The organism is Paenibacillus sp. sgz302190 (genome assembly GCF_059820445.1).
Map to the genome: position 1 here is coordinate 106,873 of NZ_JBZYAO010000004.1, position 16,387 is coordinate 123,259.

The 16,387-nt window shown below is 49.8% G+C and carries 15 protein-coding genes; 13 read left to right on the forward strand and 2 right to left on the reverse strand.

Annotated elements, in window-relative coordinates:
- Positions 1–15 precede the first annotated feature (15 nt).
- Positions 16–1,116 carry a GIY-YIG nuclease family protein gene (locus AC6RNO_RS07215; protein ID WP_474682693.1) on the forward strand — a complete coding sequence of 367 codons (1,101 nt, stop codon included), beginning with the start codon at positions 16–18 and terminating at the stop codon, positions 1,114–1,116.
- A gap of 103 nt (positions 1,117–1,219) precedes the next feature.
- Positions 1,220–3,013: an Ig-like domain repeat protein gene (locus tag AC6RNO_RS07220; protein WP_474682692.1), complete on the forward strand. Its 1,794-nt coding sequence runs from the start codon at positions 1,220–1,222 to the stop codon at positions 3,011–3,013.
- Positions 3,014–3,741: 728 nt separating this feature from the next.
- On the opposite strand, the gene AC6RNO_RS07225 is transcribed toward AC6RNO_RS07220, so the two are convergent.
- Positions 3,742–4,149, reverse strand: coding sequence for an NINE protein (locus AC6RNO_RS07225; protein WP_474682690.1), 408 nt, complete (start codon positions 4,147–4,149; stop codon positions 3,742–3,744).
- Between the two features lie 5 nt (positions 4,150–4,154).
- Complete coding sequence (locus AC6RNO_RS07230; RefSeq protein ID WP_474682689.1) at positions 4,155–4,484, reverse strand: TM2 domain-containing protein; 330 nt, start codon at positions 4,482–4,484, stop codon at positions 4,155–4,157.
- 546 nt (positions 4,485–5,030) lie between these two features.
- Between AC6RNO_RS07230 and AC6RNO_RS07235 the strand changes: the two genes are divergently transcribed.
- From AC6RNO_RS07235 to AC6RNO_RS07285, 11 genes are all read left to right on the forward strand, one after another.
- Positions 5,031–5,777, forward strand: coding sequence for a YveK family protein (locus tag AC6RNO_RS07235; protein WP_474682688.1), 747 nt, complete (start codon positions 5,031–5,033; stop codon positions 5,775–5,777).
- A gap of 1 nt (position 5,778) precedes the next feature.
- Positions 5,779–6,438: a CpsD/CapB family tyrosine-protein kinase gene (locus tag AC6RNO_RS07240; RefSeq protein ID WP_474682687.1), complete on the forward strand. Its 660-nt coding sequence runs from the start codon at positions 5,779–5,781 to the stop codon at positions 6,436–6,438.
- Positions 6,439–6,475: 37 nt separating this feature from the next.
- The gene (locus AC6RNO_RS07245; RefSeq protein WP_474682686.1) at positions 6,476–7,750 is read left to right on the forward strand and encodes an efflux RND transporter periplasmic adaptor subunit; all 1,275 of its coding nucleotides are present in this window, start codon (positions 6,476–6,478) and stop codon (positions 7,748–7,750) included.
- Positions 7,751–7,783: 33 nt separating this feature from the next.
- On the forward strand, positions 7,784–9,475 hold the full coding sequence (locus AC6RNO_RS07250) for a hypothetical protein (RefSeq protein WP_497105061.1): 1,692 nt from the start codon (positions 7,784–7,786) through the stop codon (positions 9,473–9,475).
- 90 nt (positions 9,476–9,565) lie between these two features.
- Positions 9,566–9,736 carry a hypothetical protein gene (locus AC6RNO_RS07255; protein ID WP_474682684.1) on the forward strand — a complete coding sequence of 57 codons (171 nt, stop codon included), beginning with the start codon at positions 9,566–9,568 and terminating at the stop codon, positions 9,734–9,736.
- Between the two features lie 100 nt (positions 9,737–9,836).
- Entirely contained in the window at positions 9,837–10,622 is a 786-nt protein-coding gene (locus tag AC6RNO_RS07260; protein ID WP_488435829.1) for a hypothetical protein, read from the forward strand.
- A complete protein-coding gene (locus AC6RNO_RS07265) occupies positions 10,622–10,891 on the forward strand; it encodes a PqqD family protein (RefSeq protein WP_474682682.1) in 270 nt (89 codons plus the stop codon). Before AC6RNO_RS07260 ends, AC6RNO_RS07265 begins: the two co-directional genes overlap by 1 nt.
- On the forward strand, positions 10,878–11,333 hold the full coding sequence (locus AC6RNO_RS07270; protein ID WP_497105062.1) for a S24/S26 family peptidase: 456 nt from the start codon (positions 10,878–10,880) through the stop codon (positions 11,331–11,333). Before AC6RNO_RS07265 ends, AC6RNO_RS07270 begins: the two co-directional genes overlap by 14 nt.
- Positions 11,334–11,354: 21 nt before the next feature.
- Positions 11,355–13,160 (forward strand): ATP-binding cassette domain-containing protein, encoded by a 1,806-nt coding sequence (locus AC6RNO_RS07275; RefSeq protein WP_497105063.1) that lies wholly within the window; start codon positions 11,355–11,357, stop codon positions 13,158–13,160.
- Complete coding sequence (locus tag AC6RNO_RS07280) at positions 13,157–14,269, forward strand: nucleotidyltransferase family protein (protein ID WP_497105064.1); 1,113 nt, start codon at positions 13,157–13,159, stop codon at positions 14,267–14,269. Before AC6RNO_RS07275 ends, AC6RNO_RS07280 begins: the two co-directional genes overlap by 4 nt.
- A 167-nt stretch (positions 14,270–14,436) precedes the next feature.
- Positions 14,437–16,377, forward strand: a complete 1,941-nt coding sequence (locus AC6RNO_RS07285; protein WP_497105065.1) for an asparagine synthase-related protein — start codon at positions 14,437–14,439, stop codon at positions 16,375–16,377.
- The last annotated feature ends 10 nt before the right edge of the window (positions 16,378–16,387 follow it).

The window sequence follows — 16,387 nt, forward strand, 5'->3', positions numbered from 1 at the left end:
GGAGGGGGAGCCTGCGTGTCTTTTGAATTCAAAGCTTGCGAATATCCCGAAAGCCCGGGCTGCTATTTGATGCTGAACGGCGCGGGGCACATTATTTACATCGGCAAAGCGAAAAACTTGCGCAGCCGCCTGCGCTCCTATTTTCAACAAACGCACACGCGCAAAAAAATCGTTCAATTGGTACGCGAAATCGCTCAAATCGATGTCGTGCTGGTGAATAACGAGACGGAAAGCCTGCTTCTCGAAAACAATCTGATCAAGCTTCACAAGCCGCCGTACAACCGGGCCCTGAAAAAAGACAAGAGCGGCTACGCTTATCTGCAGCTGACAGGGGAGCGGGTGCCGAGGCTCGAAGTGTTTTACCGGAATCAACGCGGCGCCGCTCCGGAAGCGCCGGCTTATCAGAACGGAGAGCAGGAGCTGGCGCCGGGGCATCGGCTCGGGCCGTTCCGCAGCAGGCGGTTTCTGGAGGCGCTGCTTGAGTTCGTGACGGATCATTACGGGCTGCGCTCATGTCTGACTATGCCGAAGCAAGTATGCCTGCTCTATCATATCGGCAAATGCAGCGGCGTTTGCGAAGGCCGGATCGGCGAAGAGGATTACAGGGACCGGGCCCGCCAGGCGGCGGCCATGCTGGCTAATGAAGGACAAGCTTTAATAGAAGCGATGTCGGCCAAAATGCATGCGTATGCGGAGCGGCTCGAATTTGAAAAAGCACAGAACATGCTCGGCCATATCCGCAATCTGGAGCAAGTGCCCGACAAGCAAATCGTAGACAGGGATGCCGCCGTCGACCAGGATGTCGTCTACTTCGGGGAAAACAGAGCCATGGTAGCCAAAGTTCAAGAGGGCATGCTGCGGCACTTTCAAATGTTTGAGCTTGATGCGGCCGGCGGGGGAATGGTCTGCGACCGCTTTCTCGCTGCGCGGTATGCGGGGGAGCGGCCCGACGAAATCATCGTCAACACGATCGGCGATATCCGGAAAGTGCGCGCTTTTCTGCGCCGGAGAGGGGCGAAGGCCCCTGCCATCACGGTGCCCAAACGGGGCGTGAAATACGATCTGCTTCAGCTGTGCAAAAGCAATTTTGAATACCGGTTGAACCGGGGCACTTGAACATGAATGTTTTCGGTTACCTGTATTTTTTGCCGGGGAATTATACGAATTTGTAGTATAATTAAGGAAAGCGGACTATTAAGGCTACAGGAAGGGATTTCATATGCGCAGCAGATTATTGCTTTCCTTTTTAAGAGTAAGCAGGTTGGGTTTGCCGGTCTTTTTGATCGTGTTTCTTGCCATTATGGGATTTCCGGGGCTTGGTTATGCGAACGGCACGCAGCCTGTTGCCGTTTCGTTGCGGGCCGATAAGGCGACTGTGAATTACGGCGACACCGTTTCTTTTCATGTGACCGTCACCGATTCTACGGGATCGACGATTGCTCCGGGGGGAAGCGTTCTTTTGCTGGATAACGAACGGGTTGTTAATGAAGCGGTTTTAACCCCGGGGAGTCCGTCCGTATCTTCCAGAACGGGATATCCTCCGCAAACTCCGCCCGAGCTCGGGCTTCGCGCCGTTTGTCTGGCTAAACCGGATGCCCTCGATAGTGCTTCCTCATGCCCGGTCCTGGAATGGGGAGACTACACCTTCTGGGCGCTGAGCTACAATGACAACAGAACTTCGTTTGGAATTGTCCAATATGACGGCAAAGGTCAATTCGTCAACCAGTTGGAGAAGGCCGGAGCGCGGTATTTGTACCAAATCGCCGTGAACCCTAACGCGCAAACGGCAACTTTTATAGGACAGAGCAGCGCGAGCGTCACGATCGAATGGGGCGAACTTAAGGCGGCCAACAGCAACGCGGATATTATCGTGTCCAATCTGACTCCCGGCCGGCATACGTTTAAGGCCGTATATGTGCCTAATGATAATGTCCATGCGGACGGTATGTCCGGCGGGCTTGATATCAACGTGAACAAAATCGGCAGCAGCTTGACCGTAGCCAGCAGCTCGGCATCGACGGTATTCGAACAGCCGGTTACGTTCACCGCTCAATTCGTTCCGACGGCGGGGGCGGTGCCGTCAGGTGGAGTTATTTTTTACGATGACGATAAGCCGATAGGCGAAGGGGCACTATCCGCGAATCAGGCCAATACGGTTGCGGCGGCTACTTACACGACCTCTTCCCTGCAGCCGGGACTGCATGCGATTCATGCCGTTTATTCGGGGGATGCCAACTACTTGGAAAGCGTCTCGCTCGTGCTGAATCAGAACGTCTCGAAGAAGCAGCCGACAACGACGACTATCGAAACGTCGGGCGCGCCTCCTGCGATGGATTCGGTGACGCTTGCCGTATATGTAAAAGGGGCGGCCGGAAGCGCGTATGTGCCTGATGGCGTTGTAGAGATCAGCGACAACGATCAGATCGTGCGGAAGGAGCTTCTGAACGCGGAAGGAAACGCGGTGATTACGCTAACCTCGTTGTCTGTGGGGAATCATACGATCAAGGCCTCCTATACGGGATCTCCTGTTTTTGAAGGCAGCGTCTCCAGTCCGCTGACGGTTCCGGTTGTGTCCTGGAGCGAGGCCCGCATGAGCGGACTCGGCGTGCTCGGAGCGGAGCTTAGCCGGCCGTTTGACGGGAGCGTTATGAACTACACGGCGGTCGTCAGTCACGACACAGCCGGCATCACGCTCATTCCGGTCATAGAAAGCAGCGCCGCTGCGCTCGAAATCAACGGTCAGCCTGCATCCGCCAATCAGGCGAGCTCGCCCATTCCGCTTCGGGAAGGAATGAACGTCGTTCATATAAAGGTCACGTCCGGAGACCGTCAGACCTCTTCCGTTTATACGCTGACGGTCTACAGGCATCCCGAGCGCAGCGCGAACATGTCCGACGTCGTGCGGCAAATTGCGTCCCAGTTTGACATAAATGGGGACGGGGTGTTTGACGAGGCGGACGTGCGGCGCATCCTTTCGCAAATTCCGCCGCTATACGTAACCCCAAAGGGATAGATGCAAAGCAAAAAGCTCAAGATACCGTGCGGTGTCCTGAGCTTTTTGAACATTTACAGCGCTGAGAAGCGTTCAGACTGTTGAAAAAGTCTCGATACGCGGTTAGTGCTGTGGGAAACAGTGAGTCCCAGTCGCTTTTTCTGGGCGCGCACCTCTCCTTGTGAGGTTGCGGAACCGAACAAAATGGGCAGAAGGCAGCGTGATAATGAAAAAACCTGCAAAAGTCAGGCTGTTGAGAAACCCCCTTTTTTCCCGGCTGCTCAAAAAAAGCACCAAAAGCATGAGCCAAATACCCCTCTCAGATCGTTTTAAATCAATTTTTTCTCTTCGAGATGAGTGCCCCCACATAAAAATTGATCTGAGAGGAAACCCGTTAGACTTTCTCAACAGCCTGAAAAGTGCAGTTTTTTTCCGAGAAAGCGGCCTATTTTCGTGAAAAACCTGCAAAAGTGCAGGAATTTTCGCTGAAAGTGGGCATGAGTCTATGTGTTTGGCGAAAAGCCTGCACTTTTGCAGGAATTGTTCGCGGTCAGCGATCAAGGACGCAAATTCATGTATTTTTGCAGGTTTTCTTTGTGCAGGCGGACGGTTTATGGTTATCTTCTCTAACGCAGGGGGACATTCGCGGCGTCAAACAGCTGCGCTATCTCCCCGTGGGCCGAATTTCTCGATATTCTGAGTGCCGAGAGGCCCTCACATCTTCGAAAAGACCTGGATAGAGGTTTATCTCATAAATGCTGTTGACGTTGGCGGTGTTTATAAATTTCATGGACGATCTCTTGCTCCGCACGAGCGTTCCACTCCCTAACCATTCCCGGCAAAAGGAACAGATCGACAATCACCCATACAAATAAAGTACCTCCAGCGATACATAAAACAATCAAAAAGACGACGAACAGCGGCGTGTGCTCAAAGCCGAGAAATAGAGAGAAAAGGAAATAGCTCACCACGGAAATGACAAACAAAACAAGTTGAACAATTGCAGTTCCGATGCGTTTTAAATAGAAGCGGTGGACGCCGAGATGGCCGCCTATTAGCATCAAGTATCCGATCGCCAGCGATTTCTCCGCGTCCCGCAGTGCGGAATTCAAAATGAGCAGCTCATTGGTGGTCAGTTCATGTTTGCTAATGTTCATAGGAATTAAAACACATGTTTTTGAGATAGGAATTGATCGAGCAGTTGATCTTCAATGACCTGGTTGTGCTCTTTAACCCAAGTGTGGAGCAGGAATGCGTCGACAATCCACCAGATTGTAGTAATGATCGTGCCGATAACCGTAAGTGTAAGAATCAACTGCGCTATCGCCGAGCCTGTCTTCCCCATATAAAAACGGTGCCCTCCAAACATGCCCAAAAAATACCAGAGTACGTAGGCGACGACCATGTTTTTCCCGCGGTTTTTCAACTCCGAGTCCAGCAGCAGCAATTCCCTCGTGTCCAACTGGCTTTTTCTTGCTATCGTATGATTCATTCGACAAAACCTCCCAAAATATACAAAATTACAATCAAAGCGATGATATCAAAATTTCGCCATGGAATCTATACATATTTATTTGAGCGGTGCTGCGCTGCATGACGGCGGTCGGTCGACCACACATCCGCGCACCGACACATGCCGAATTGTTAATTATGGTATTCATATGAGTAAATTTTAGTGCGGATGTCGTCTCTGCTCGACTTTCGGCGCTTTTTTACGATAGACGGTGGTTTTTTATGGCACAAAAAAGAAATATTATCTGGACTGGTTCAATAGTCTCATGTCATAATGGAACTACCTGCCATTTAAATATAAGCCGGTTAACTTGAAATTCGCGGAAATAAACGAACAGTGGAAATAGTCCATCTAAATATATGGGTATTTAGACCTATTTTTATGCGAGCCTGTTTTTCAAAATGAACTTCCCGGCATCACTTTGCCGGCGGAAATGTTTTGGGTCATTCCAGTTCCGTGCGATCTGGTAAGGGCCCCTTTGTTTTTAAATGTTTATTTTGAAAAATATGAAATTGGAGGATACCAATGGAAATAGATTTGAAGGTTTACTACAACATGATTAAGAAACGTTTATGGATTATTTTTTTATTCGTATTTATATGCACCACCGGGATGGCGCTTTACAGCAATTACAATTATCAGCCGATGTATCAAGCATCCACCAAGCTTATTATCAACAATACGATCCGGGACGATCAAATCGGTAAAGAGCAGATCGACTTCGGGGCTATTGGGGTGAACATCATGCTGATCAATACCTATAAAGAAATTATTAAAACTCCGTCGATTATGGAGAAGGTTGTGCAGCGGCACCCGGATTTGAACATGACCCCCGAACAAATCATTTCGAAAATCAACGTGACCGCCGTAAACGACACGCAATTAATGGCTATTGTAGCTACCGATTCCTCGCATGAGCGGGCCGTAAGAATTGCCAACTATGTTACCGAAGTGTTCCAGACGGAAGTGCCCAAGATTATGAAGATTGATAATATCGCGATTTTGAATAAAGCGAAAGAGGCCGAGTATCCGAGACCGGTTAATCAAAAATCGAGCAGAAACATCATATTGGCCGCTGCCGCATCGTTCGTTGCCGCCATCGGGCTCATTCTTTTTCTGGATACTTTGGATGATTCCGTGAGGACGGCCAAGGATGTGCGGGCTATCTTTGAAGCTCCGACGCTTGCGATGATCCCCAAAATCAAGGAAAAGAATTCGAAGCTGTCGAAGCCGGGAAGAAGCATGTCTATACAAAAAACGGGGGATGCCTAGTATGCCGCAAACAGCCGCCAGGCCCAATATCATCATGCTGTCGAATCCCGACTCGTTTATTTCCGAAACGTACCGGAACTTACGCCTGAATATCGAAGCGCTCTCGAATGAACGCGAGGTTAAGACGATTGTGATAACTTCGGCTAACCGGGGGGAGGGCAAAACTACGACGGCGCTCAACTTGGCAGTCGCATTCGCCAAGGCAGGCAAGAAAGTGCTGCTGGTCGATGCGAACTTGAGAAATCCGGCAATCCGCGAGGCGCTTGCGCTTCAAAGTGATCAGGGCGCAGGATTGGCAAATGTCCTCGCTGGGGAAAGTGCGGCGGCCGAGACGATCCGCACGTCGGACATCGACAACCTGTTCGCCCTGCCGTCAGGGAGCGCATCGCAGAATCCCTCGGAATTGTTGTCATCGGAAAGAATGAATGCGCTGTTGGCCGAGATGAAGGATCGCTTTGACATCGTGCTTGTTGACGCCCCGCATGTGCTCAGGCTCACCGATGCGAAGATTATGGCGGCCAAATGTGACGGCGTGCTCCTTGTCGTCGATCAGGGCAAGCTTAAGCGGGAAATCGGTTTGAAGGTAAAGGAAGAGCTTAACCAGGTGAATGCCAATTTGCTCGGTATTGTAATGAACAGAACGAGCGGCAAGGAAGCATAGCCGTTTGGAGATAAAGCGAGAGAGAGGACTAACGATTATGAATCAACATAGAGGGAAGCGGGGGTCAGCTCTGCGAGGAATAAGAACAGCCGGCATTGTGGTTCTGAGCTTCTTGTTCCTTGCAGGATGCCTGAATTCGAACGCTAACCCCGAATCATACGGCGGCGAAGCCACGCCCGGGCTTAAACAAGTAAAAGTGGAAAAGTCGTCCAAGCAAAAAATTGCCGACCCGCTGGAACGTACGGCCGAAGTTCAGGCTTCCGTTCAATTCAATCTTCTGGCCGAGGCTTCCGGGACCATTCAGGAAGTGATGAAGAACCGCGGAGAATTCGTGCAGGAAGGCGAGGTCATCCTGACCCTCCATTCGCAGGAAATCGAACTGCAAAGCCAAAAGGCTGCGCTTGCCGTGCAAAATGTCCGGAATGCTATGGCTAAAGCGAAAGCGAAAGCGGCCAAAGACTTGGCAAACAGTCAGAGCGAGATGGATTTTTCGATTCGCAAAATGGAGGAGAAGGTTGACGAAGCGACAAAAAAATACAATAAAGCGAGAAATGACTACGACGATCGAATGACGACAAGAGCCCAACTGGAGCAAGCGGAAAAAGATTGGAAGAGCGTTACGCTGGATTTAGAGGAGCTTAAACATAAACGAAGCACGCTGAGTGCGGAGGACCCTCTCTCGGAGATGGACAAGGAGCTTCGCGATGCTGAGCTTACTCAGGCGCAAGCCGATCAAGCGTCGGCGGCACTTCAAATCAAAGCGCCGATCAGCGGCCTATTGACCGGAGAGCAGCCGATACAGCCGGGATTTGCCGTACAGCAGGGAGTCCAGCTGGGTCAAATCCAGAAGCTCGATCCGATCCTGATAAAAGCGCATCTGCCTGAAGAAGAGGCTAAGCTTGTCCGCGGAAAAAAGGAGCTAAACTATTATCGCGCCGAGACGAAGACCTATGTAAAAGGTCAAATCAGCTATTTCGCCGATATCATCGATCCGCAGACCAAGGGTTACGAGCTTATCCTGCAAGTTCCCAATCCGGATATGAATTTGAAACCGGGAATGAAGGTGCAAGTTCAATTAACCAGCGCCGATGAACTGGTTGCAACGACTGTGCCGACATACAGTGTTGTAAAAGACGGTGACGACAGTTACGTTTTTGTGCTCAATGGCGATACCGTCGAAAAACGGAAGGTACAGCTCGGCCGTATAAGCGAACCCTACCAGGAAGTGCTGTCGGGCGTAAAAGAAGGCGAGGAAGTCGTTACATCCGGTCAACAGTCGTTGGTTGACAAGGAGAAAGTAGAGCGGCCGTAGAGTAAGGCAAAAAGGAAAATGGAGTGACACAACGTGAAACTATACATGAAGAAAAAGCTGGCTGCCGCCGTAATTTCGACCTCGATGCTGCTTTTATCGGGGGCGTATCCGGCCGAGGCAGCGACTTCGGCAAATTCAGCCGAATATTATGTAGCCGATAAGATAAAGGTTGAAGTGAAGAGCGTGCTGAACGAAAAAACCGCAAATGGGACGAGGATCGGCGTCGTATTTTACCTTATCAATCAAGGAAATCGGGCGACAGGGCTTCCGGAAGATGTGGTAAGGGTCAAATCCGATGATGGCGTCGAATATACGTTGCGGCCCAGCGCGGCCAATGCGAAAGAAATTTTGCCTAAAGAAAAAGCAGAATTGACCTATATGGTCGTGGTGGATAGGGACGATACGTTTGCTTTAACCGAACTTTCATGGGTTGACGAGAACTCGTTCGTGTATCCGAGAAAAGTAAAAACCGACCTTACGATTCCGATCGCAGGAATGGAATGGCACGGAGATCAATCAAGCGTTACGAGTCCGGAAATGGTGAAGACATGGGGGGAAGCGTTCAAGATTCCCACTTTATCGGCCACGCTGGAATACAAACCGGTCAGCCTCAGCAAGCAGCGAACAGACAAAGGAAATGCGATGGTGCTAACGCTGCTCGCGGAAAATACAGGGGATCTCAAGCGGGAAATCCCTGACTTTAGAATCAACGGTAAATCGAGCAAAAAGGTTTACACCGGGAAAAAAGTGGAACAAGACGCCATTATTCTCGAACCCGGCGACAAGCAGTATATTCACTACGCGATTCCCGCGGACAAATATGAGGAACTGCAGAGCCTGTACGTCCTTACGCCGGAAAGCTTCGCAGTCGACGAGAAGACGTCTGTGGACTATACGATCGGGCGGTTGAGCATACAGCTTCCGGGTACCGGAAATGCGTGGAGTCAGGCTGTTTCTTATGAAAGAACGCTGCCGATCCGTTTCGACCCTTTGAGCAAGCTGGTTCCGTCCAATGTCTCCGTCTCGCTGGATGAGCTTCAGATGCATGAAAGCAGCAGCGAAGGATTCAAAACCGTAGTTGCCAAGTTCAAGCTTCAGAACCGAACGGACAGCCCTGTGCCTGTTCCCGAATTTTTGACGGAGCTTGTAAGCGGCAGCGGATACAACTACGCGGGCACCCGCCAAAATTTAACGATACAGTCGCTCATTCCGAACATTAATTATGTAGTGTACTACTATTTTGTTGTGCCAAGCACGGAGCAAGGCGATAAGCTTGTCATGAATATTTTGGATGGCGGCGCTGCCGCGCCTTATCGCATTCCGCTCGCATCCTTAAGAACGAAGGTTCAATCCAGTCCCGAGGATGAGCAAATTTCCCTGTATCCATTCGATGTGAAGCTTAATAACTGGAAGATCGAAGCCAATTTCGTATCGAGCGACTGGTCGTATTCGAATCAGTTGATTTTGGATCTGGATATCCCTCCATCCAAATCGGTCGTCGACCAAAATTTTTCCAACTTGCAAGTGGAAGTGACGGATAAGGAAGGGAAAGTGATGGTTTCCAAAAACTTCTCCTTCACGGGTGCCGACCGTTTGACAAAAGGGGACCGTTTCGTCTCTTTTAAAGCAAAACAATTCGATCATGATTATACCGTGAAGTTCTACGAAGTTATCGATACGCCTTTCGGTGAAGCCAAGCGATTGCTGAAAACGGTAAAACAGTAATGCATCTTTACACTTTAGCGATTGTTCTTTATAATGAACGATAAGAGGCATGTGCGGTATCGTTATCAAGCCATGTTAGGAGGTTCACGGATGGAGAAACCAACGTACTCGAGTCCAAAAGTATTAAGTCATCAACCTATCCGATTCGAAACGGCTCAATCCTGGAATAAGGGTGTTGGGAATAAAAATCACTACGGAACCGGCAATGGAGGAAAGATTTATCCCAACGATCCAAGGCCGTCCAAAAAAACGAAGTACTAAGCTAAGCAAGTTCTGTCCCGATTGTAAGGTCAATGGTGAAATGCCATTGACCTTATTTTGAATCGCCGGTCAGGCTAATCAAGGTTATGGAGATAGAGCAATGAACGTCATACATGCAATCATTGGAGAGCATCGAGTACGATTTGAAAATGTTTCGGAAAATCTTGAGCCGTTTTTTCTCAAAAATTACGCGATCCGCGCGGAGCAAAGCGATGTAAAGCCGGAGGTCGCGATTCGTCTGGAAGAAGGTTTCGGGGTTCCTTTTCTCGATTACGAGGTAAGCATTGAACAGCGTTCGAACCGTGTTATTTTCCGAAGAGCGGATTACTTGATTGAAGCCAGTCCGGATTTTAGCGACGCCCGTATATCGGTTCACAATGAATTTGCTTTAAAGCATGCCCTTGTGAACTTTTATAGCGCATATATCGTTCATCATCAATGGGGGCTTCTTCTCCATGCCTCCTGCGTAATCGATCAGGGCAGGGCGCATCTGTTTACCGGGCAATCGGGAGCGGGCAAATCGACGGCGGCCAAGCTGTCTCTCCCCAGAAAGCTGCTCGCGGACGAAGCGGCGATTGTGAAAATTACGGCTGATCGATTGACCGTATTCAACTCTCCGTTCCGTAGCGAACTTGAGGCCATGAATACGGAAGACAGCTGCACTCTGGCCGGTATTCACGTTCTGCATCAGGCCCTTCATCATGAAAGACTGAAGCTCGGCAAGTCGAACGGGTTCCTTCAGTTAATCGATAAAGTGTTCTATTGGAAGTACAGCGCCGCCGAGACTAATAAAGTATTCGGGCTGTTGCGGATGCTGGCGGATACCGCTCCGATTTATGAGCTCCGTTTTCAAAAAAACAACCGGTTTTGGGAGTTGATAACCTGATGACGTCTTACATTCAAAAAGATCAGTATGAAACGGTTCAGATGGATGGGGAATGGATCATTCTGAATACGCATGATTACACGGTAACGAAGCTGAATGAAATCGGCGGTTTTTGCTGGTCGCTGCTTCACGAGGAGCAGACGGTGCGCTCGCTTACGCAAGCCGTTCAGGATAAGTATAACGGTGTTCCGGATGCAGCCGGTATGGACGTGGAACAATTTTTGTCCAGTCTGCTTGAATGCGGCTTGATTCGGCATGCGGCAAGCTGACGCGGAAACCCTGCACCTGATTCACGGCGTCGTGAAACGCAAAGGATGGATTGATCTGCCTTCTTACGGTACAAGCATGTTCCCGCTTATTCGGGAAGATGACGTGTGCCGCTTCGTTTCATGCGGGCCGGCGGATTTGCAGAAGGGGGACGTAGTTTTATTCGTTACTGCCGGCGGACAGCTTGTTGCTCATCGGTTTTACCGGACCGTATGGAACCATAATAAAGCGCATTATTTATGCAAGGGCGATACGAATCTGGGCTTTGACGAGCCTGTAAGCGACGATCGGATCATAGGCAGATTGGCATATATACAAAAGAAGAACAGGCGGATTCAAACGAATCGCCTCATTTTTGATGTGTGGGGTCGGCTCGTCATTTCGATTCCGCATATATCCTGGTTGTTAAGAATGTATCTGAACCGCAAGCAAGGCATTAACTAGAAGCTTTAGTGGAGTGTCCCTATGATCGAACGAATGCAGCGGAAATTTGCCTCTTACATAGAGCAGTATTTTGTTCCTGACGATATCCGAAAAACGTTCTCCCTGCTCATGCCGTATATGCTCCGGTATTGGAGGCCGAATGCGCTCCTCTTTTTGTTGTTGGGGGTCGATGTCGCCTTGACTTTGGTGTTCGCCTGGTTTTACGGGTCGATTACGGATGCTGCGATCCATGGCGACATTACACGCCTGCTTCGCTTGGTGGCGCTCGGTGTAGCTCTTTTGATCGTTAGTATACTTACTGCTTACTTCAATGTTTATTTGGACACGGTCGCTACGAACGGCGTTAAAAACAGTTTGAAAACGGATTTGTATAAACGAATTTTGCTGCTCCCCGCAGCAAAGCACTTCAACCTCCGTTCCGGAGATTTAATATCCCACTTTACGAACGATATTCACAGCATCGATGGAGTTATCGGCAGAAGCTTTATAGAGCTGATCAAGCTTCCTGTTGTATATCTGGCTGTGTTTATTTATTTGATGCAAATCCATTGGAAGCTTGCTGTACTGGGTGTTCTTGCCGCGCCCTTCGCCCTGGCGATCGGCGCCGTGTTCGGTTTATTGCTGCGCCGGAACAGCCGGCTGATTAACGAACTGCTGGGCAATATGAACGGTTTGCTGAATGAAACTTTTCAAGGCTTCATGATGATTCGTTCGTTTTCCATCGAGAGATGGCTGTTCGGTAAATTTGCCGCCCAGAACCGGGAGTTGTTCGCATTGGAGCTGCAAAATGCCAGGTTGCGGGGAAAATTTTTAGCCGGAGGAGACGCTATCAGCACATTGATCTTTCTGGCAAGCCTTTGCTTCGGGGCTTATTTCATTTCGCGCGATGTGCTGACGGTAGGCTCCCTGCTAACGTTCGTCAACCTGATCGATCATATGATTTACCCGCTAACGGGGCTCGCGGCCCAATGGGCGGGATTTCAGCGGTCGGTATCCGCTGTGGAAAGAATTTCGAGAGTAATGCAGGAAGCTCCGGAATCCCCTCGGCTGCCGTATTATATCCGGCATGCCCCGACGGCTGTAGCTATCGATGTGAACAATATCGCTTTCAGCTACGACGGCCGGATGCGCATATTCGATCGATTCGACATGCACATCCCCGCCGGGAAAGTCGTCGCTATCGTCGGCCAGAGCGGTGCGGGCAAAACGACGCTGTTTAACCTGCTTCAAGGTTTCTTCAAGCCCGAGGAGGGCACCATTTGGATTGATGGCAGACCCGCCGACAGCTATTCCTCTTCGGAGCTGCGCAGCCGGTTTGCATACGTTCCGCAGGAAACCTTTTTATTTGACGGAACTGTGAGGGAGAACTTGTCGATAGCGCGGCCGGATATTACGCAGGAGGAATTGCGGGAAGCCGCCGCCGCTGCCAATATCCACGATTTCATCTGCGCTTTGCCGGACGGATACGATACCGAGATCGGGGAGAGGGGCCTGCGGTTGTCAGGAGGGCAAAAACAGCGGCTGGCCATTGCGCGGGCGATTTTGAAGGATGCTCCGATCCTCCTGTTGGATGAAGCGACTTCCGCACTGGACAACGAATCCGAGCATGAAGTAAAAGAGGCGCTGGACCGGCTTATGCAAAACCGTACAACGCTCGTCATTGCCCATCGGCTGTCCACAATCCGCCACGCGGATTTGATTATCGTACTGAACAAGGGGAAAATCGTGCAGCAGGGCAATCATGAGGAGCTTATGGAAACGGACGGATTATATCGTCAGCTGTATCAAAGAGAGTTTCAAAAAACGGAAGGAGCGGACGCGGTTTGATAACGGATATGATTCAGGCATTGTACGAGCCGTCGAAGCCGCTGCCTGCCGATTCGGCATTTTACCGCCGGGCGTTGGAGGACATCGAATCATCCGAAGTATGTTCGCAAATATACTGGCTTTTAAAGCGGAAAGGATGGCTTGAACAAACCCCTCCGTTTTTTCGGGAACGTCTCGAACAGCAGTTTACGAAAGATTTGTACCTCAATATTTTTGTGAAAAGCGAGCTGGAACGCATCGTCGGCAAGCTGGAGGAAGCCGGAATCGCGGCGATTCCGCTTAAAGGCGTCTTTTTCGCCGAAAAGTACTTCGGACATATTGGAGCCAGAAAAACGACCGATATCGATCTGCTGATTCGTCCCGAAGATATGGAGAAGGCGAGCGCGTGTGTCAAATCGCTTGGTTTTACGGATGAGGAGGAACGAATCCCTGCCCATTTTCATGCCAGCTACAGCAAGCCGCTGCCTCATTCGCCGATTCCGTTAACCGTGGAACTTCATTGGGATTTGTTGAAGGCAGGCACTTCTTCCTTAAGGATCGGAGAGTTTTGGCATCAAGCCAAGCCGCTGGGGCCGTACAGACATATCAAGGAATTATCCGATTATCATACTTTCTACATGATTTGTCTGCATGGATGGAAGCATAATCTGGACTCTTTTAAATATATACTGGACATCATCCAGATGATCTGCGCGCTGCGTGATAACGGGGAACTCGATTATTCGCTGCTTTTTCAGGATGCGGGTTCGCATCACACCTTCAAAAGAATGATTTGGACGCTGGAGGTTGTTTATCACATTTTGCCGCAGTTGGAACAAATCGCACCACTTCCGTTCAGAGCAAAAGCAGGTTTGCGGTGGGATTACCACGCGGTCACCGACCGGGATTACAACAAGCGGCGGCAATATATCAATTTGATCAGGTCTCAATTTGTAATCTACGATAAAGCGGCGCATTGCCTGCGGGCGATATGGAGTTGGATCCTCCCCAACAAGGTCGAATTAGGCCATGAATTGGGGTTCAAGACGGCTGAAGGCCCGGTATGGGTCAAGTACGTCATGCTGTACCATAAAAGGTGCCGCAGCTTTATACGAGTGCTTTTTCCATAATTTGGGTAAATTGATAAAGAAAGATTTGACATCGAAAATGTGACATGATATTCTTGAAATGTTCTTGATAAAGAACAAAAATAGTTCGTAATACCCATATATTAGCGGACTATTGTTCTGTATAAAGATTCGGGCTAAGCTGCATGGTCGGGTGAAAGGAGCATTACATGAGTGCCATAGCGGGAGTTTACAGTGTAATGGAAGAGCCTATTGCCCTCGAGTATGGCGGAATGCTCATGCAAGCTTTGCAAATCTACCCGGCGGACGACGTTCGAATTTGGCACGAAGACCGCGTCTTTTTGGGATGCCATGCGCAGTGGATCACACCCGAGTCCGTAGAAGAGCGTCTGCCGTTTTATGATTCGGCAAGGCAGTTGGCGATTACGGCTGATGCTATTATCGATAACCGGCAGCAATTGTTTGAAATGCTGCAGATCGAGCCTGAAAGGCGGAAGGCGATAACCGATAGCGAGCTCATTTTGCTCTCCTATGCCAAGTGGGGGGGAGATGCTCCGCAGTATTTGGTCGGCGACTTCGCTTTTATGATTTGGGATGGCAGGGAACGCCGCCTTTTCGGGGCAAGAGATTTCTCCGGCAGTCGGACACTGTATTACGCCCATGCGGGGAACCATTTTGGATTTTGCACCGTGATCGAACCTTTGTTGACATTACCTCATGTGAAAAAAGAGCTGAATGAAGAATGGCTCGCGGAGTATTTGGCGATAAGCGGGATGGTGGATGTTGTCACTTCTTCTTCAACCGTGTACAAACATATCGAGCAGGTGCCTCCATCGCACAGTATCTCTATTGCCGGGAATCAAGTGAAATTATCAAGATATTGCCAAATAACGCCGGAACAACGGCTGCGGTTGAAATCCGATGAAGAGTATGTAGAAGCGTTTCGCGAAGTGTTTCAGGAAGCCGTTACCTCTCGCCTGCGTACATATCGGGGCGTGGGCGCTCAATTGAGCGGGGGGCTGGACTCTGGCGCCATTGCCGGTTTTGCCGCAAGGGTGCTGCGGAAGAAGAATAAGCTTTTACATACGTTTAGTTACGTTCCGACGAACGATTTTAAGGATTACACTTCACAGCATTACATCGCCGATGAGAGTCCTTTTATTCAATCGACTGTAGGGTACGTAGGCGGCATTAAGCAGAAATATTGCGATTTCACAGGCAGAAACTCCTTATCCGAGGTCGATGATTTCCTTAAGATTATGGAGATGCCCTATAAGTTTTTTGAGAATTCCTTCTGGCTTAAAGGGATGTTTGAGCAAGCGCATGAGGAAGGGACAGGCGTGCTGCTGAACGGCGGCAGAGGGAATATGTCTATTTCCTGGGGGCCTGCGATCGATTATTATGCGATTCTTCTCAAAAAGCTAAGATGGGTTCGATTAAGCCGCGAATTGCATCATTACAGTTTCAATGTAGGCGGAAGCCGGCTGCGCATGCTGCCTGATATCGCGAAAGTCGCATTCCCGCGGTTAGAGCGGATGCTTCCGGCAAGCGCGCCTTTTAAGTATCCAGTGCTCATCAACCCGGACTTTGCGAAAAAAACGGACGTTTACAACAGACTGAAGTTGTATGGAATAGATGAATCCGGCTGGATTTCCGATGCCGATGCATATGAGCAAAGAAGGAAGCATTTTGAACAATTGTTTCATTGGAATGCAAGCAATACGTTGGCGACGAAATTGTCGCTGCGCTACTCGGTATGGAAGAGAGACCCTACGAACGATATTCGCGTCATTCGGTTCTGTTTATCCGTACCCGAAGAACAGTATGTCCGCGACGGATTGGACCGTGCGCTCGTTCGAAGAGCGACGGAAACGTATTTGCCTGACAAAGTCAGGCTGAATCAACGGGTTCACGGTACGCAAGGTGTCGATTGGATTCATCGGATGATGCCGCATTGGGACGCATTCGTGGAAGAAATACAACAGCTAAGCACGGATTCTGTCGCACTGGAAGTGTTTAACGGCTCTGCGATACGGGCCGCTCTTTCGAAGGCCAAGCAAGGGGTACGCCCTGAGCAGGCCAACGATATGGATTTCAGAATGCTGATGCGAAGCTTGATTGTGTATCGATTTTTAAAGGGGTTCATTTAATACGAGGGGG